The sequence below is a fragment of the Pseudoduganella violacea genome (assembly GCF_014191875.1).
Taxonomy (GTDB): domain Bacteria; phylum Pseudomonadota; class Gammaproteobacteria; order Burkholderiales; family Burkholderiaceae_D; genus Rugamonas; species Rugamonas violacea_A.
The window spans coordinates 291,005-309,391 of sequence record NZ_JACHXD010000001.1 but is presented as its reverse complement, the minus strand read 5'-3'; the positions used below and the strand labels follow the sequence as shown (position 1 = coordinate 309,391).

The 18,387-nt window shown below is 60.2% G+C and carries 18 protein-coding genes; all 18 read left to right on the top strand.

Annotated features, from left to right (window positions below; translation table 11 throughout):
• The 18 genes from FHS03_RS01425 (at position 1) to atpD (ending at position 18,333) form a co-directional block, all read left to right on the top strand.
• Positions 1–708: an ABC transporter ATP-binding protein gene (locus tag FHS03_RS01425; RefSeq protein WP_183439240.1), complete on the top strand. Its 708-nt coding sequence runs from the start codon at positions 1–3 to the stop codon at positions 706–708.
• 74 nt (positions 709–782) lie between these two features.
• The gene (locus FHS03_RS01420) at positions 783–1,991 is read left to right on the top strand and encodes an ABC transporter substrate-binding protein (protein WP_183439239.1); all 1,209 of its coding nucleotides are present in this window, start codon (positions 783–785) and stop codon (positions 1,989–1,991) included.
• A gap of 116 nt (positions 1,992–2,107) precedes the next feature.
• Entirely contained in the window at positions 2,108–2,992 is an 885-nt protein-coding gene (locus FHS03_RS01415; RefSeq protein WP_183439238.1) for a branched-chain amino acid ABC transporter permease, read from the top strand.
• 11 nt (positions 2,993–3,003) lie between these two features.
• On the top strand, positions 3,004–3,978 hold the full coding sequence (locus FHS03_RS01410; RefSeq protein WP_183439237.1) for a branched-chain amino acid ABC transporter permease: 975 nt from the start codon (positions 3,004–3,006) through the stop codon (positions 3,976–3,978).
• Between the two features lie 110 nt (positions 3,979–4,088).
• Positions 4,089–6,125 carry a 3-hydroxybutyrate oligomer hydrolase family protein gene (locus FHS03_RS01405; RefSeq protein ID WP_183439236.1) on the top strand — a complete coding sequence of 679 codons (2,037 nt, stop codon included), beginning with the start codon at positions 4,089–4,091 and terminating at the stop codon, positions 6,123–6,125.
• A gap of 194 nt (positions 6,126–6,319) precedes the next feature.
• Positions 6,320–7,084, top strand: a complete 765-nt coding sequence (locus FHS03_RS01400) for a sulfite exporter TauE/SafE family protein (protein ID WP_183439235.1) — start codon at positions 6,320–6,322, stop codon at positions 7,082–7,084.
• 180 nt (positions 7,085–7,264) lie between these two features.
• A complete protein-coding gene (gene mnmG / locus FHS03_RS01395; protein ID WP_183439234.1) occupies positions 7,265–9,196 on the top strand; it encodes a tRNA uridine-5-carboxymethylaminomethyl(34) synthesis enzyme MnmG in 1,932 nt (643 codons plus the stop codon).
• Positions 9,193–9,837, top strand: a complete 645-nt coding sequence (gene rsmG, locus FHS03_RS01390; RefSeq protein ID WP_183439233.1) for a 16S rRNA (guanine(527)-N(7))-methyltransferase RsmG — start codon at positions 9,193–9,195, stop codon at positions 9,835–9,837. The genes mnmG and rsmG overlap by 4 nt, the downstream gene beginning before the upstream one ends.
• Before the next feature lie 97 nt (positions 9,838–9,934).
• A complete protein-coding gene (locus FHS03_RS01385) occupies positions 9,935–10,705 on the top strand; it encodes a ParA family protein (RefSeq protein WP_183439232.1) in 771 nt (256 codons plus the stop codon).
• 17 nt (positions 10,706–10,722) lie between these two features.
• Positions 10,723–11,604 (top strand): ParB/RepB/Spo0J family partition protein, encoded by an 882-nt coding sequence (locus FHS03_RS01380; RefSeq protein ID WP_183439231.1) that lies wholly within the window; start codon positions 10,723–10,725, stop codon positions 11,602–11,604.
• A gap of 183 nt (positions 11,605–11,787) precedes the next feature.
• The gene (locus tag FHS03_RS01375) at positions 11,788–12,156 is read left to right on the top strand and encodes an ATP synthase subunit I (RefSeq protein ID WP_183439230.1); all 369 of its coding nucleotides are present in this window, start codon (positions 11,788–11,790) and stop codon (positions 12,154–12,156) included.
• Between the two features lie 18 nt (positions 12,157–12,174).
• Positions 12,175–12,975, top strand: coding sequence for a F0F1 ATP synthase subunit A (atpB, locus tag FHS03_RS01370; RefSeq protein WP_183439229.1), 801 nt, complete (start codon positions 12,175–12,177; stop codon positions 12,973–12,975).
• A gap of 60 nt (positions 12,976–13,035) precedes the next feature.
• Entirely contained in the window at positions 13,036–13,317 is a 282-nt protein-coding gene (atpE, locus tag FHS03_RS01365) for a F0F1 ATP synthase subunit C (RefSeq protein ID WP_183439228.1), read from the top strand.
• A 40-nt stretch (positions 13,318–13,357) separates the two neighbouring features.
• The gene (locus tag FHS03_RS01360; RefSeq protein WP_050410381.1) at positions 13,358–13,828 is read left to right on the top strand and encodes a F0F1 ATP synthase subunit B; all 471 of its coding nucleotides are present in this window, start codon (positions 13,358–13,360) and stop codon (positions 13,826–13,828) included.
• A gap of 2 nt (positions 13,829–13,830) precedes the next feature.
• Positions 13,831–14,364 (top strand): F0F1 ATP synthase subunit delta, encoded by a 534-nt coding sequence (locus FHS03_RS01355; RefSeq protein WP_183439227.1) that lies wholly within the window; start codon positions 13,831–13,833, stop codon positions 14,362–14,364.
• A 66-nt stretch (positions 14,365–14,430) separates the two neighbouring features.
• Positions 14,431–15,972, top strand: a complete 1,542-nt coding sequence (gene atpA, locus FHS03_RS01350) for a F0F1 ATP synthase subunit alpha (RefSeq protein ID WP_050410377.1) — start codon at positions 14,431–14,433, stop codon at positions 15,970–15,972.
• Between the two features lie 54 nt (positions 15,973–16,026).
• Complete coding sequence (atpG, locus tag FHS03_RS01345) at positions 16,027–16,902, top strand: F0F1 ATP synthase subunit gamma (protein ID WP_050410375.1); 876 nt, start codon at positions 16,027–16,029, stop codon at positions 16,900–16,902.
• Positions 16,903–16,932: 30 nt separating this feature from the next.
• Positions 16,933–18,333, top strand: a complete 1,401-nt coding sequence (gene atpD / locus FHS03_RS01340) for a F0F1 ATP synthase subunit beta (protein ID WP_050410374.1) — start codon at positions 16,933–16,935, stop codon at positions 18,331–18,333.
• The last annotated feature ends 54 nt before the right edge of the window (positions 18,334–18,387 follow it).

The following is an 18,387-nucleotide window of genomic DNA, read 5'->3' as shown; positions in this document are numbered from 1 at the left end:
ATGACGAGCGCACTCGAAATCAGCAATCTGCAAGCCTGGTATGGCGAATCCCACATCCTGCATGACGTGAACATCACGGTAAAACCGGGTGAAGTCGTGACCCTGCTGGGCCGCAACGGCGCCGGCCGCACCACCACGCTGCGCGCCATCATGGGCCTGACCGGCGCGCGCAAAGGCTCGATCAAGATCAATGGCACGGAAGCGGTCGGCATGCCGACGCATAAGGTGGCCCACCTCGGCGTCGGCTACTGCCCGGAAGAGCGCGCGATTTTTTCTTCGCTCTCCACCGAAGAAAACCTGATGCTGCCGCCCACGCTGAAGACCAACGGCAAGGGCATGGAGGTGGATGAGATCTACTCCATGTTCCCGAATCTGAAAGAGCGCCGCAACAGCCAGGGCACGCGGCTTTCCGGCGGCGAGCAGCAGATGCTGGCCGTGGCGCGCATCCTGCGCACCGGCGCCAAGCTGCTGCTGCTGGACGAGATCTCCGAAGGCCTGGCGCCCGTCATCGTGCAGGGGCTGGCGCGCATGATCACCACCCTCAAAGCCAAGGGCTACACCATCGTCATGGTGGAGCAGAATTTCCGTTTCGCCGCGCCGCTGGCGGACCGGTTCTATGTGATGGAGCACGGTCAGATTGTCGAGACTTTTGCTGCATCCCAGTTGGACGCCAAGATGCCGGTGTTGACTGAGTTGTTGGGCGTGTAATACCAAGTCTAAGTATGTGTAAGTAGTACATAGCTGTACAAAATCGATTACTACAATCCTAAAACGGAGACAAAATGAAACGCAAAGCTCTCGCCACTGTGGCCGCTGCCGCCTGTGCATTTGGCATTTCCGGCGCCGCCCAGGCGCAGGTGTCGGGTGACACCATCAAGATCGGTTTCATCACCGATATGTCAGGCCTCTATTCCGACATCGACGGCTTAGGCGGGGCGGAAGCGATCAAGATGGCGATTGCCGATGCGGGCGTGGTCATCGCCGGCAAGAAAGTCGAATTCATTTCGGCCGACCACCAGAACAAGGCCGATATCGCCGCCTCCAAGGCGCGCGAATGGTTCGACCAGCAGGGCGTGGACATGCTGATCGGAGGCACCAATTCCGGTGCCAACCTGGCCATGGCCAAGATCGCGTCCGAAAAGAAGCGCGTGTTCATCTCCATCGGCGCCGGTTCCTCGCGCCTGACCAATGAGGAATGCACGCCCTTCACCGTGCACTACGCTTACGACACCGTGGCCTTGGCGCGCGGCACCGGCGGCGCCATCGTCAAGCAGGGCGGCAAGAACTGGTACTTCCTGACCGCCGACTATGCCTTCGGCCACTCGCTGGAAAAAGATACGGCGGACGTGGTGAAAACGGCGGGCGGCAAGGTGCTGGGCGGCGTCAAGCATCCGCTGTCGGCATCGGACTTCTCTTCCTTCCTGCTGCAGGCGCAATCCTCGAATGCGCAGATCCTGGGCCTGGCGAATGCCGGCGGCGACGCCATTAACTCGATCAAGGCCGCCAATGAATTCGGCATCAGCAAGAAGATGAAGATGGCGGGCCTGCTGATCTTCATCAACGACATTCACTCGCTGGGCCTGAACACCACTCAGGGCATGTACCTGACCGACGGCTGGTACTGGGATATGAACGACGACACGCGCGCCTGGTCCAAACGCTATTTCGCCAAGATGAAGAAAGAGCCGTCCATGCTGCAGGCGGCCGATTACTCGGCGGCGGCCAACTATCTGAAAGCGGTGAAGGCGGTCGGCAGCGACGATTCGGAGAAGGTCATGGCCCATCTGAAGAAAACGCCGATCAACGATATGTTCACCAAGAACGGCGTGATCCGTCCCGACGGCCGCATGGTGCACGATATGTACCTGATGGAAGTGAAGAAGCCCGCGGAATCGAAATATCCCTGGGATTACTACAAGGTCGTGGCCACCGTGCCGGGCGACCAGGCCTATCTGACCAAGGCCGAAACCAAGTGCCCGCTCTGGAAATGATGTAGTCGGAAGAGGGCGCCGCGATAGTGCGCGGCGCCTGTCGTTTAGCCCCGGCGCAGCGCCCTCGTCCCGGTTTTGCTGCGCCGTTTTTTTCACTCCCTCTCCTGTGTGCAGCCATGGATATTTTCGGTGTCCCCCTGCCAGCCTTGATGAGCCAGTTGTTGCTGGGTCTCGTCAACGGCTCCTTCTATGCGATGTTATCCCTTGGCTTGGCGGTCATCTTCGGCCTGCTGAACGTGATTAATTTTTCCCATGGCGCCCTGTATATGATGGGTGCTTTCCTGGCGTGGATGGGCATGAGCTATTTCGGCCTGAGCTACTGGGTGATGCTGGTGGCCGCGCCGCTGATCGTCGGTGTGCTCGGTGTGGTCATCGAGAAGACCATGCTGCGCTGGCTGTACAAGCTCGATCATCTGTATGGGCTGCTGCTGACCTTCGGCATCACGCTGCTGATCGAAGGCCTATTCCGTTCCTTCTACGGCGTTTCCGGTCAGCCGTTCGAAACGCCGTCCCAGCTGCAGGGCGCGACGGACTTGGGCTTTATGGTGATGCCGAATTACCGCGCCTGGGTGGTGGTGGCGTCCCTCGTCGTCTGCATCAGCACCTGGTATGTGATCGAGAAAACCAAGCTCGGTTCTTATCTGCGCGCCGGCACCGAGAATCCCAAGATGGTGGAGGCTTTCGGCATCAATGTGCCGCTGATGGTGACGCTGACCTATGGCTTCGGCGTGGCGCTGGCGGGCTTCGCCGGCGTGCTGGCGGCGCCCATCATCCAGGTGACGCCGCTGATGGGCTCCAACCTGATAATCGTGGTGTTCGCCGTGGTGGTGATCGGCGGCATGGGCTCCATCATGGGATCGATCCTGACCGGCCTCGGACTGGGTGTGATCGAAGGTTTGACCAAGGTCTTTTATCCCGAAGGTTCGTCCACCGTGGTCTTCGTGGTGATGGTGATCGTGCTGCTGCTGCGTCCCGCCGGCCTGTTCGGCAAAGAGAAATAAGGGAGTCTGGAATGAACAAGAAAATCGGCTATGCGATTGCCTTTGCCTTGACCCTGGCCGCGCCCTTTGTCGGCTATCCGGTCTTCCTGATGAAGCTTCTGTGCTTCGCGCTGTTTGCCTGCGCCTTCAATCTGCTGATTGGCTTTACCGGCCTGCTGTCCTTCGGCCACGCGGCCTTCTTCGGCGCGGCCGGCTATGCCACCGGCAATGCGCTGCGCAACTGGGGCTTGCCGTTCGAGATGGCGCTGCTGGCCGGCGTGGCGGCGGGCGCGCTGATCGGCTTTGTCATGGGATCGCTGGCGATCCGCCGCCAAGGCATTTACTTCTCCATGATCACGCTGGCGCTGGCGCAGATGGTGTATTTCGCCGGCCTGCGCTTCACCGATTTCACGGGCGGCGAAGATGGCTTGCAAGGCGTCCCGCGCGGCAAGCTGCTCGGCATGATCGATCTGCACGACGATCTGACCATGTACTACGTGGTGCTGGCGATCGCGGTGGCCGGCTTTGCCCTCATCATGCGCACCGTGCATTCGCCTTTCGGCCAAACCCTGAAGGCGATCAAGGAAAACGAGCCGCGCGCCATCTCGCTCGGCTACGACGTGGACAAGTACAAGCTGATGGCCTTCGTGCTGTCGGCTTCACTGGCCGCGTTGGCCGGCGCCACCAAGACCGTGGTGCTGGGATTTGAGACCTTGACCGATGTGCACTGGGCCATGTCCGGCCTGGTGATCCTGATGACGCTCGTGGGCGGCATGGGCACCCTGGTCGGCCCGATTATCGGCGCCATCATCATCATCGCGCTGGAAAACAAGCTGGGTGACTTCGGCACCTTCGTCGCATCGCACACCGGCGTGGAATGGTTCAATACCCTGGGCGAGGCGGTGAATATGGTGACGGGTCTGATCTTCGTCACCTGCGTGCTGCTGTTCAGGAAAGGCATCGTGGGCGAAATTGTCGCCCTCACAGGCAGAAGAAGATCTGCCTGAAGCAAGACCCGAAAGCGCCGGACGATGTCCGGCGTTTTTCTTTTCAGAGGTACTTGTAGCAAGCAAGTTGCTGGTTCCACTTTTTCATGACCGAAGAATGAGGACACGATATGCAAATCCAAAAACTGGCCATGGCCAGCGCCGCCATGCTGGCGCTGACATCCTGCAGCAGCACTTTTTCCGATAGCGTCAACACCAAGCCATCCTTTCTCGGCGCGGTCACCGTCAAGAACTACGACGGCAATAGCGACGACCTGCTGACCGCAGGCCTGGGCAAGACCGGATTGGCCGGCGCCCAGCCGGCCTACGCTGATCCGACCAATCCCACCGCCGCTGAATTGCGCCGCAACGCGATCTGGGCCAATTACCGCGCCGTGCTCGATATCGCCGCCAACAGCGGCTACGGCACCATGTACGGGCCGAACGTGAATGCCGCCGGCGTGGTGACGCCGGGCGAGGGCAAGATCGCCGGCGCCGAGTACATGGCGTACACCGACGATGGCAGCGGCAAGCAGAATGTGACTTTACTGGTGCAGGTGCCGGCCAGCTTCGATCCGGTCAATCCCTGCATCGTCACCGGCACGTCGAGCGGTTCGCGCGGGATCTATGGCGCCATCGGCAGCTCGGGCGAATGGGGGCTGAAGAACAACTGCGCCGTGGCCTATGCCGACAAGGGCAGCGGCAATGGCATGTACACCTTCGACGACGATAGCGTGAACCTGCAGAACGGCGTGCGCGCCACGCGCACGGCGGCAGGCAAGGATGCCCACTTCGCGCCGGCGCTGAGCGATGCGGAACGCGCCGCTTTCCTGCGCGACTATCCCAACCGCGTCGCCTTCAAGCATGCGCACTCGCAGCAGAATCCGGAGAAGGATTGGGGCAAGGTCACGCTGCAGGCCATCGAGTTTGCCTTCTATGTCCTGAACGAGAAATACGGCGCCCTGTCCGATGACGGCAAGAGCCACGAGGTGCGCCTGAAGCCGGAGAATACGGCGACCATCGCCTCCAGCATTTCGAATGGCGGCGGCTCAGCCTTGCTGGCGGCGGAGCAGGACAGCAAAGGCCTGATCGACGCCGTGGCCGTGACCGAGCCGCAGATCCAACCCAAGTCCGGCAGCTACACGATACGGCAGGGTGGGGCGGCGGTGTCGGCGCAAGGCAAGCCGCTGTTCGACTACACCACCTACGCGGCGCTATACCAGCACTGCATCGCCGGCAGTGCGGCGCGCTGCTCGGCGCTGGTGAAGAGGGGGCTGCTGAACGGCGTCGACCTGACCAGCCAGCAGGCCGACGCCATGGCGCGGCTGAAAGCCTATGGCTGGCAGGCCGATACCGACGTCATACAAGGCGCGCATGCGCTGACCAATATCCTCGTCGCCACCACCTATTTGAACGCCTACGGACGCTTCTCCGTGATCGACAAGGTATGCGGCATCAGTTTCTCGTCCGTGGACGCTGGCGGCGCCCTGATCCCTTTCACGGCGGCGCAAAGGGCGGCCAGCTTCGCGGGGCAGAACGGCATCATCGGCACGCCCGTGTATGAGAACTCGGTGGGCGGCGCGAAGTCCTATGCCTTCGGCACATCGCCCTCGACGGGAGAAGCCGACCTGTCGCTGGACGCCTTCCTCTGCATGCGCTCCCTGGTCCTGGGCGTTGACGCCATCAGCGGCTTGGCACTGTCGCCCGAGATGGCCGCGCTCAGTACCAAGGTCCGCAACGGCATTGGCGAAGTGCAGGCCAGCGGCAATCTGAAAGGCAAACCGGCCATCATCGTCTCCGGCCGCAGCGACGCCCTGATCCCCGTCAATCACGCCGCCCGCGCTTATGTCGGATTGAACGCCGCCACCGAAGGCAGCGGCAGCAAGCTGCGCTACATCGAAGTCACCAACGCCAACCACTTCGACTCCTTCAGCTCCGTCTATCCGAAGAACATCGTCCCGCTGCACGTCTACCTGGCCCGGGCGCTGGACGCGGTGTACGCCAACCTCAAGAACAGCAGCGCACTACCGCCGTCCCAGCTGATCCGCACCACAACGCGGGCGGACGCCAGCGTCCCCATCACCAGCGCGAACCTGCCGGCTTTCAGCAGCGCCCCCGGCGCCAACGCCATCACCACCACCGGTACCCGCATCGACATCCCCGACTAAGGCGCATTGATCTTCCTCAACAAATGTCCAACCCTGGTGTCAGGCACCAAGGTCGGACATTCTTTGATTTGGCGCAAACAATGTCCGCCTCTGGTGCCTGACACCAGGGTGGGACATTCTTTGATCTAGCGCAAACGGATTTCGTTTATTCCGTACAATGTGAGACCTCTTATAACGATGTTGTGCGGGGTGTCATGCTTGAGTTTGCGATGTTGGCGGTGGCGGCGTTTGCTGCGGGTTTGGTGGATGCGGTGGTCGGGGGCGGGGGATTGATCCAGATTCCGGTGCTGTTTTCGGCGTTCAGTTCGACGGCGCCGGCGACGCTGTTCGGGACCAGTAAGCTGGCGGGGATTTTTGGCACAGCCGCTGCAGCCGTGAATTATTCGCGCCGGGTCAGGGTGGCATGGTCGGCCGCGGCGCCGGCGGCGGTTACGGCGTTTATCTTTGCCTTCCTCGGTGCGGTGACGGTGACCAAGATTCCGGCCGATTTCATGCGCATCCTCTTGCCCTTCGTGCTGATCGCGGTGGCGATCTATACCTTCCGCAAGAAAGACTTGGGCAGCGTGCACGCGCCGCTGCATACCGGCACCAAGGAGCGGGTGATGGCTATCGGTGTTGGCGCGCTGATCGGTTTTTATGACGGGTTTTTTGGCCCGGGCACGGGCAGCTTCCTGGTCTTCCTGTTTGTGCGCTGCTTCGGCTTCGATTTCCTCGGCGCGTCGGCGGCGGCCAAGGTGGTCAACGTGGCCTGCAATCTGGCGGCGCTGATGTGGTTCGGCTATAGCGGCCATCTGCTGTGGCAGTTGGGTCTGATGATGGCGGTGTGCCAGGTCCTCGGTTCTTTGCTGGGGACCAAGCTTGCACTCAAGCATGGCAGCGGTTTCGTGCGCCGTATCTTCCTGGTGGTGGTGACCATCCTGATCGTGAAGACGGGCTTCGATGCCTGGCAACGTTGGTGATTGTTTCACGTGGAACAGCCGAGTAGGGGACTCGGCGACCAAGCAAGCGCCGCTTCGCCGGCGCTTTTTTTATGTTTCACGTGGAACAATCGCGAGGAAAATTTCTGCCTAAAAAATTCGCAGCCGCAAAAAGACTCTATAATCTGGTCTTAACTCCCCGATTTACCCAATTTTTCCACCATGTTATTTCCTACTGAATTCGACGTTATCGTTGTCGGCGGCGGCCATGCCGGCACCGAAGCGGCCCTTGCTTCGGCCCGTATGGGGCAGAAGACGCTCTTGCTGACGCATAATATTGAGACCCTGGGCCAGATGTCGTGCAATCCCTCCATCGGCGGCATCGGCAAGGGCCATCTGGTCAAAGAAGTCGATGCCATGGGCGGTGCGATGGCGATTGCCACCGACGAAGCCGGCATTCAGTTCCGTATCCTGAATTCCTCGAAAGGCCCGGCAGTCCGCGCCACGCGCGCCCAGGCCGACCGCATCCTGTACAAGCAGGCCATCCGTTCCCGCCTGGAAAACCAGCCGAACCTGTGGCTGTTCCAGCAGGCCGTGGACGATCTGATGGTGGAGGGCGACCGCGTGGTCGGCGCCGTCACCCAGATCGGCCTGAAGTTCCTGGGCCGCGCCGTGGTGCTGACGGCCGGTACTTTCCTCGACGGGAAGATCCACGTCGGCCTGCAAAACTATTCGGCCGGCCGTGCCGGCGATCCGCCCGCGCTGTCGCTGTCGGCCCGCCTGAAAGAGCTGAAACTGCCGCAGGGCCGCTTGAAAACCGGCACGCCGCCGCGCATCGACGGCCGCAGCATCGACTTCGCGCAGATGACGGAACAGCCTGGCGACCTCGATCCGGTGCCGGTGTTTTCGGTCATGGGCAATGCCGCCATGCACCCGCAGCAGCTGCCGTGCTGGGTCACGCATACCAACCAGCAAACCCACGATATCATCCGTGGCGGCCTGGATCGCAGCCCCATGTATACCGGCGTGATCGAGGGTGTCGGCCCCCGTTATTGCCCTTCGATCGAGGACAAGATCCACCGCTTTTCGGCCAAGGAATCGCACCAGATTTTCCTCGAACCCGAGGGCTTGACCACGCACGAATTCTATCCAAACGGCATCTCCACCAGCCTGCCGTTCGATGTGCAAATCGCCCTGGTACGCTCGATGAAAGGCCTGGAAAACGCCCATATCCTGCGCCCCGGCTACGCCATCGAATACGATTATTTCGACCCGCGCGGCTTGAAAGCATCGCTGGAAACCAAGGCCATTTCCGGCCTGTATTTCGCCGGCCAAATCAACGGCACCACCGGCTACGAAGAGGCGGCGGCGCAGGGCATGCTGGCGGGCATTAATGCCGCGCTGCAAACCCAGGGCAAGGACGCCTGGACCCCGGCCCGTTCGGAAGCCTATCTGGGCGTGCTCGTGGACGATCTCGTCACCCAGGGCGTGCAGGAGCCGTACCGCATGTTCACCAGCCGCGCCGAGTACCGCCTCAGCCTGCGCGAGGACAATGCCGATATGCGCCTGACCGAAATCGGCCGCCAGCTGGGCTGCGTCGGCGATGCGCAATGGGAAGCGTTCGAGCGCAAACGCGAGGCCGTGGCGCGCGAACTGGAGCGTCTGCGTTCCACCTGGGTCAATCCGCGCATCGTGGCGGCGGCCGAATCCGAGCGCGTGATCGGCCAGGCCATCGAGCGCGAATACTCGCTGGCCGACCTGCTGCGCCGTCCGAACGTGGATTACGATACCCTGGTGACGCTGACCGGCGCCGAAGGCCAGAACCTCGGCGGCCCCGGCGTGGAGGACGCGGCGGTGCAGGAACAGGTGGAAATCCAGCTCAAATATGCCGGTTATATCGAGCGCCAGATCAAGGAAGTGGAGCGCCACGAGCACTACGAAAACCTGAAATTGCCCGAAGGTTTCAACTATCTGGACATCGCCGCGCTGTCGATCGAAGTGCGGCAAAAGCTGGCGAAACACCGTCCGGAAACCCTGGGCCAGGCTTCGCGCATCTCGGGCGTGACCCCGGCGGCGATCTCGCTGCTGCTGGTGCACCTGAAGAAAGCCGGCTATGGCGGCTTCGTCACGCTGAAAGACGAGGCGGTCCAATGAGGTTGTTCGACCGCGCCGCGCTGGCGCAGATGCTGAAGAATGGCCTGGACGGCCTGCAACTCGATTTAAACCAGGCCCAGCAGGAGCAATTGCTGGATTACCTGGCTCTGCTGAACAAGTGGAATGCAGTCTATAACCTGACTTCCGTGCGCGATCCGATGCAGATGCTGACCCTGCATCTGCTCGATTCCCTGGCGGCCGTGGCCGCCTTCGAGGGCGCGCAGAACGTGCTGGACGTGGGAGCGGGAGGCGGCTTGCCGGGCATCGTGCTGGCCATCGCCCGCCCGGATATGAAGGTGTCGATGATCGATACGGTGCACAAGAAAACCGCCTTCCTGACCCAGGTCAAGGCGGAGCTGAAGCTGGCCAATGTCACGGTGTACACCAAGAAAGTGCAGGAGCTGGAGGTCAAGCAAGCCTTCGACGTGATCACCTCGCGCGCCTTTGCCGACTTGTCGGACTTCGTCAACTGGTCCGGCCACCTGCTGGGCGAGGGCGGACGCTTTATCGCCTTGAAAGGCACGGCGCCAGCGGAGGAAAGGGAACGCTTGCCGGAGCCGTGGCAGGTGCGGGAATTGCGGGCTTTGCAGGTGCCGGGACTGGACGCGGAACGCCACCTGGTTTTCATTGGCAAGGCTTAACTATATAAACAGTATAAATCGTTTATACGGTATAAATTGAATAAACTGTATAAATGATTTATATCGTATAAACGGTATAAACAGAACAAGAAGATACATGGCGAAAATATTCTGCGTAGCGAATCAAAAAGGCGGCGTGGGCAAAACCACCACCACGGTGAACCTGGCCGCCGGCCTGGCCAAACTGAACCAGCGCGTACTGCTGGTCGACCTGGACCCGCAAGGCAATGCCACCATGGGCGCCGGCATCAACAAGGCCGGCCTGCAGGCTTCCACTTATGAAGTCATGCTGGGCAACTCCGATGTGGTCACGGCGCGCCAGCGTTCGGAGGCGGGGCGCTTCGATGTGCTGCCCGCCAACCGCGAGCTGGCCGGCGCCGAGGTGGAGATGGTGCAGCTGGATAACCGCGAGCGCCGCCTGAAGGATGCGCTGGCCGCGGTGGACAAGGAGTACGACTTCGTCCTGATCGACTGCCCGCCCGCTTTGTCCATGCTGACGCTGAACGGCCTGTGCGCCGCCCATGGCGTGATCATCCCGATGCAGTGCGAGTACTATGCGCTGGAAGGCCTGTCCGATCTGGTCAACACCATCAAGAAGGTGCACGCCAACCTGAACCAGGATCTGAAGATCATCGGTCTGCTGCGCGTGATGTTCGATCCGCGCATGACGCTGTCGCAGCAGGTTTCGGCCCAGCTGGAGCAGCACTTCGGCGACAAGGTCTTCAAGACCATCATCCCGCGCAATGTGCGCCTGGCCGAAGCGCCGTCCTACGGCATGCCGGGCGTGACCTTCGATCCGGCTTCGAAGGGCGCCCAGGCGTATATCGCCTTCGGCGCCGAGATGGTCAAACGCATCAAGAAAATGTAATTACGGAATTCCCCTCAATGGCAACGAAAAAACTCAAAGGCCTCGGACGCGGCCTCGATGCGCTGCTTGGCGGCGACGGCGATCCATCCAACCCGGCTTCCGATGCGAAGCCGCACGAACTGGCGATCGAGCAGCTGCAGGCCGGTAAATACCAGCCGCGCACCCGCATGGACGAGGGCAGCCTGACCGAGCTGGCCGCCTCCATCAAAACCCAGGGCATCATGCAGCCTATCCTGGTGCGCCCGGTGGGTCAGGCCAACGGCAAGACCAAGTACGAGATCATCGCCGGCGAGCGCCGCTTCCGCGCCGCGCAACTGGCCGGCCTGGAAAACGTGCCGGTGCTGGTGCGCGATGTGGACGACACCACGGCCGCCGCCATGGCCCTGATCGAAAATATCCAGCGCGAGGACTTGAATCCCCTGGAAGAAGCCCAAGGTATCCATCGTCTGATCACGGACTTCAGCTTCACCCATGAACAGGCCGCCCATGCGGTGGGCCGTTCGCGCAGCGCGGTGTCGAATCTGCTGCGGCTGATGAACTTGGCCGCGCCGGTCCAAACCATGCTGATGGCGGGCGACATCGATATGGGCCATGCGCGCGCGCTGCTGGCGGTCGATGCCGCCACCCAGATCACGCTGGCCAATCTGGTGGTGGCGAAACGGCTGTCGGTGCGCGAGACCGAAAAACTGGTCCAGCGCAGCCAGGAAGAGCAGTCGGCCAAGGAGCAGGCCAAGCCGCGCGAGAAATCGGGCGACATCCTGCGCCTGGAGGAAGAGTTGTCCGACGCCCTGGCCACCCCGGTCGTGTTCAAGATGGGGAATAAGGGCCGTGGTCAAATGATTATCGATTTCGCCGATCTGGAAATTCTGGACGGCGTGCTCGCCCGCCTGCGCGGCTGAGCCTACAATTTAAGCAAGGTCACATGCACCAAACTGGTGCATGTCCCAGCCTTCGCATCCCCCAAAAGCGAGCAATGTTGCTTGCGGTGCCATGCTGCGCCGCAGCATGTTTGACGCAGCTCCCGAAACCAACCTATAATCCCGTGTCTTTGGGTCAATAGGCTATCTCTGGGAACGTGGCAAGTGAGTGATTCTTCGCAAAGCATTGCCAAACCAGTGTACCGAGTAGTTGCCCTGCAATTCGCCATCGCCGTCCTGTTTGCCGCCGCCACCGCGTATTTTGCGAGCGAAAGCAAAGGGTGGTCCGCCGCCATGGGCGGCGCAATCGCAGTCGCCGGGAGTCTGGTGTACGCGCTGATGGTGGCCAAGGGGAACCCTGACGCCAAGCAAGCTTTTCGGACGCATTTTCGTGCCGAATTGATAAAAATTTTTATCACAGCAGTGCTGTTTATTTTGGCACTGGTGCTGTTTCAGTCGGCCGCCTGGTTATGGCTGATCTTGGGTTTTGTGGTGGCGACCATGGCGTATTGGTTGTCATTACTCGCGGTTTAATCATCTTAATTTCAACTTATGACCACTGAACACGCTACTGGCCACGCAGGCCCGGCAAATGCCACGGAATACATCCAACACCACCTTTCGCACCTGCAAAGCGCGGACGGCACCATCAATCTGGATACGTTCTGGGTTTCCGCCATTCTCGGCCTGGTTTTCCTGGGCATTTTCTCCATGGCTTCGCGCCGCGCCACCGCTGGCGTGCCGGGCAAGCTGCAAAACTTCGTTGAATGGGTCATGGAGCTGGTCAATGACACCGTCAACAGCGCCTTCCACGCGAAAAGCGCCGTGATCGCTCCTCTCGCCATCACCATTTTCGTCTGGGTCTGGCTGATGAACGCAATGGACTTCCTGCCGGTTGACGCCCTGCCGCGCGTGCTGGAACTGTTCGGCGTGCACAAGCTGCGCGTCGTGCCGACCGCCGACGTGAACCACACCTTCGGCATGTCGATCGGCGTCCTGCTGTGCATTATCGGCTTCTCCATCAAGGCCAAGGGCATCGGCGGCTGGGGTAAAGAACTGTTCACTGCGCCGTTCCACGCGCACGGTCCGGCAGCCATCCTGCTGGCCCCGATCAACTTCCTGTTCCAGATGCTGGAATTGCTGGCCAAACCAATTTCGCTGTCGCTGCGACTGTTCGGCAATATGTATGCCGGCGAACTGATTTTCATCCTGATCGCGTTGTTGCCATGGTGGGCACAGTGGCTGCTGGGTGGTCCATGGGCAATCTTCCACATCTTGATTGTAACTCTGCAAGCTTTTGTGTTTATGGCGTTGACGGTTGTGTACCTTAGCCTCGCGGTTGAGAAGCATTAATCAGCAACTTTATATTTTGTTTTTTTAGTATCTTTCGTTTTTTAAATTAGGAGAAATCTAATGCAAGCTCTGATCGCACAAGTACAAAGCATGACCGTTCTGGCAGTTGCCATCATCATCGGCCTGGGCGCCATCGGTACCGCACTCGGCTTCGCTATCCTGGGCGGCAAGTTCCTGGAAGCTTCGGCACGTCAACCAGAACTGATGCCACAACTGCAAACCAAGCTGTTCGTTATCGCTGGTCTGCTGGATGCGATCTCGATGATTGGCGTTGGTGTTGCTCTGCTGTTCACCTTCAACAACCCATTCCTGACCGCCCTGGCCACCGCAGCAGCTCAGTAATCCACGCTCCAACCGGGGAAACTCTTTTTAGGAGCAAGGTATGAACATCAATATGTCTCTCATCGGCCAGATGATCACCTTCGCGGTGCTCGTATGGTTCTCGATGAAATTCGTATTCCCAGCGCTGAACAATGCGCTGGATGAGCGTGCCAAGCGTATTGCCGACGGTCTGGCAGCTGCCGACCAGGGCCAGGCTTCCATGGTGCTCGCTGAAAAGCGCGCCAATGAAGCCCTGGCTTCGGCCCGCGACGAAGCTTCGCAGCGCGTTGCGGACGCTGAAAAACGCGCTCAGCTGATCGCTGAAGAAATCAAAGCCAACGCTCAAGCCGAAGCGGCCCGCATCATTGCGCAAGCCAAGGCCGAAGCCGACCAGCAAATCACCCAGGCCCGCGAAGCACTGCGCGCCCAGGTCGCCGATCTGGCCGTCAAGGGCGCCGAGCAAATCCTGAAGCGCGAAGTGACCGCGTCGGCCCACGCCGACCTGCTGTCGCGCCTTGCGACCGAGCTGTAATTATGGCAGAGCTCGCAACCGTCGCTCGTCCATACGCGGAAGCCCTCTTCCGCGTAGCCCAAGCCGGCAACCTCGCGGTGTGGTCCGATCTGGTGTCCGAACTGGCCCAGGTCGGCAGCCACCCCGAGGTGCTGTCGTATGCACGCAATCCGAAAGTGTCGGATAGCGATGTTGCCGCGACCATTCAAGCATTGGTGAAGGCTCCGCTGAACGCGGAAGCGCAGAACTTCCTGTCGATGCTGATCGAAAATGGCCGTATTGAATTGCTGCCGGAAATCGGCGCCCAATTCCAGCTGTTGAAAAACAGCGCGGAAGGCGCGGCCGATGCCGAGATCACGAGCGCATTCGATATGAGCGCAGCCCAAACGGCTGAGCTGGTCAACACGCTGGAAAAGAAATTCAGCCGCAAGCTCAACCCAAGCGTCACGGTCGACCCATCGCTGATCGGTGGCGTGCGCGTGGTGGTAGGTGATGAAGTGCTGGACACTTCGGTGCGCGCCAAGCTGCAACAGATGCGTGTTGCGCTGGTAGCGTAATTCGCACCCGCTTCGGCAGACCCATATACCCTCGCGCAAGCTGAGAGAAAACATTTAGGAGTTAGTATGCAACTCAACCCATCTGAAATCAGCGAGCTGATCAAGAGCCGGATTCAAGGCATTGATGGCGGCGCTGAAGTGCGCAACCAAGGCACCGTAATTTCCGTTGCCGACGGTATCTGCCGCATCCACGGTCTGTCCGAAGTGATGCAAGGCGAGATGCTGGAATTCCCAGGCAACACCTTTGGTCTGGCCATGAATCTGGAGCGCGACTCCGTCGGCGCCGTGATTCTGGGTGCTTACGAGCACATCTCGGAAGGCGACACCGTCAAGTGCACCGGCCGTATTCTGGAAGTGCCAGTCGGTCCTGAACTGCGCGGCCGCGTGGTCAACGCCCTGGGCCAGCCGATCGACGGCAAAGGTCCGGTCGACGCCAAGCTGACCTCCCCTATCGAAAAAATCGCCCCCGGCGTGATCGCCCGTGAGTCGGTGTCGCAGCCAATGCAGACCGGCCTGAAATCGATCGACGCCATGGTGCCGATCGGCCGTGGCCAGCGTGAGCTGATCATTGGCGACCGCCAGACCGGTAAGTCCGCCGTTGCGGTTGATGCCATCATCAACCAAAAAGGTCAGGGCATGACCTGTATCTACGTGGCGATCGGCCAAAAAGCCTCGACCATCAAGAACATCGTGCGTTCGCTGGAACAGCACGGCGCGCTGGAATACACCATCGTGGTGGCCGCTTCGGCATCCGAGTCCGCTGCCATGCAGTACATCTCGGCCTACTCCGGCTGCACCATGGGCGAATACTTCCGCGACCGCGGCGAAGACGCCCTGATCGTGTACGATGACCTGTCCAAGCAAGCTGTTGCCTACCGTCAGATCTCCCTGCTGCTGCGCCGCCCACCAGGCCGCGAAGCTTACCCAGGCGACGTGTTCTACCTGCACTCGCGTCTGCTGGAACGCGCAGCCCGCGTGAACGCCGACTACGTCGAAGCCTTCACCAAGGGTGAAGTCAAAGGCAAGACCGGTTCCCTGACCGCGCTGCCGATCATCGAAACCCAGGCTGGCGACGTGTCCGCCTTCGTGCCGACCAACGTGATTTCGATTACCGACGGCCAGATCTTCCTGGAAACCTCGCTGTTCAACTCCGGTATCCGTCCTGCGATTAACGCCGGTATCTCGGTGTCGCGCGTGGGTGGTGCTGCCCAGACCAAGGTCATCAAGGGCCTGTCCGGCGGTATCCGTACCGACTTGGCACAGTACCGTGAACTGGCTGCGTTCGCGCAGTTCGCTTCCGACCTGGACGAATCGACCCGTAAGCAGCTGGACCGCGGTGCCCGCGTGACCGAACTGCTGAAGCAGTCCCAGTACTCGCCGCTGTCGATCTCCCTGATGGGTGCATCGCTGTTCGCCGTGAACAAGGGCTTCCTGGACGATATCGCTGTGAAGCAAGTGCTGGCCTTTGAAGCTGGTCTGCATTCGTTCCTGAAAGCCAAGCACGCTGCTCTGCTGACCAAGATCGAAGAAACCAAGCAACTGGACAAAGACGCCGAAGCTGCGCTGTCGGCCGCCATTGCTGATTTCAAGAAATCCGGCGCATTCTAAGATGCACGGCGGCCTGGCGACAGGCCGCCTTCACGCGCAAAGGAGTAAGGACTCATGGCAGTAGGCAAAGAGATACGTGGCAAGATCAAGAGCGTAGAGAATACGAAGAAGATCACCAAGGCGATGGAAATGGTCGCCGCATCGAAAATGCGCAAGGCGCAGGATCGCATGCGCGCCGCCCGTCCCTACAGTGACAAGATTCGGAACATCGCTGCGAACCTGGCAAATGCCAACCCGGAATATACGCACCCGTTCCTGGCGGACGCCAAGGGCACGGAAGCGAAGGCAGTGGGTTTCATCGTCGTCACGACCGATAAAGGTCTGTGCGGCGGCCTGAACACCAACGTGCTGCGTATGGTGACGGCCAAGACCCGCGAGCTGGAAGGCGCTGGTAACAAGATTGAGGCAGTCGCAATTGGTAATAAAGGTTTGGGCTTCCTGAACCGCGTTGGCGTGCCCGTGGTCGCCCAAGCTACCCAGATCGGCGATACGCCGCACCTGGAAAAGCTGATCGGCCCGGTCAAAGTCATGCTGGAGAAATTCCAGGAAGGCAAGCTGGACGCTGTTTACCTGTGCTACACCAAGTTCATCAACACGATGAAGCAGGAACCGATGGTCGAGCAATTGCTGCCGCTGACGGCAGACAAAGTGCAGGCTGACAAGGGTAATCACAACTGGGATTACATCTATGAGCCGGACGCTGCGACCGTGATCGACGAACTGCTGGAGCGCTATGTAGAAGCGCTGGTGTACCAGTCGGTGGCGGAAAACCTGGCGTCCGAGCAATCGGCCCGTATGGTGGCGATGAAAGCCGCCAGCGACAACGCCGGTAACGTCATCGGTGAACTGAAGCTGGTCTACAACAAGACCCGCCAGGCTGCAATTACCAAAGAACTGTCTGAAATCGTCGCCGGTGCGGCAGCGGTTTAAACGAATTTAACTATATTTGAAGGAACGAACATGGCTGATGGCAAAATCGTTCAGTGTATCGGCGCTGTGGTGGACGTTGAGTTCCCACGCAATGCGATGCCTAAAGTTTTTGACGCGCTGAAAATGGAAGGCTCCGAGCTGACCCTGGAAGTGCAACAGCAGTTGGGTGACGGCATTGTCCGTACCATTGCACTGGGCTCCTCCGACGGTCTGCGTCGCGGCATGAGCATCCAGAACACTGGCAAACCAATCATGGTGCCAGTGGGCAAAGCAACCCTGGGCCGTATTATGGACGTGCTGGGCAACCCGATCGACGAGTGCGGTCCAGTTGCTCACGACCAAGTGGCTTCGATCCACCGCGTGGCGCCTGCGTACGACGAACTGTCGCCATCGCAAGACCTGCTGGAAACTGGCATCAAGGTTATCGACCTGGTCTGCCCGTTCGCCAAAGGCGGTAAAGTGGGTCTGTTCGGCGGCGCCGGTGTCGGCAAGACCGTGAACATGATGGAACTGATCAACAACATCGCTAAAGCGCACTCGGGTCTGTCCGTGTTCGCCGGCGTGGGTGAGCGTACCCGTGAAGGTAACGACTTCTACCACGAAATGGCCGACGCCAAAGTGGTGGACCTGGAAAACCCAGCCAACTCGAAAGTGGCGATGGTTTACGGTCAGATGAATGAACCACCAGGCAACCGTCTGCGCGTGGCGCTGACCGGTCTGACCATCGCGGAATCCTTCCGTGACGAAGGCCGTGACGTGCTGTTCTTCGTGGACAACATCTACCGCTTCACCCTGGCCGGTACCGAAGTGTCCGCACTGCTGGGCCGTATGCCTTCCGCCGTGGGTTACCAACCGACCCTGGCCGAAGAAATGGGCCGTCTGCAAGAGCGTATCACCTCGACCAAGACCGGTTCGATCACCTCGATCCAGGCCGTGTACGTGCCAGCGGATGACTTGACCGACCCGTCGCCTGCGACCACCTTCGGCCACTTGGACTCCACCGTGGTTCTGTCGCGTGACATCGCCGCCCTGGGTATCTACCCAGCCGTGGACCCGCTGGATTCGACCTCCCGTCAGCTGGATCCGCTGGTGGTTGGCCAGGAACACTACGACACCGCGCGCTCCGTGCAGGGCACCCTGCAGCGCTACAAAGAACTGCGTGACATCATCGCGATTCTGGGTATGGACGAGCTGGCGCCGGAAGACAAACTGCTGGTGGCTCGCGCCCGTAAGATGCAGCGTTTCCTGTCGCAGCCTTTCCACGTTGCTGAAGTGTTTACCGGTTCCCCAGGTAAATACGTTTCGCTCAAGGACACGATCAAAGGCTTCAAGATGATCTCCTCCGGCGAACTCGATCACCTGCCAGAGCAAGCGTTCTACATGGTTGGCACGATCGAAGAAGCAATCGAGAAAGCCAAGAAACTCAACTAATCGTTGAGTTTGGCGCGGCGCGGCCCCGTGGGCGGCGCCGCTTACACCCGATAG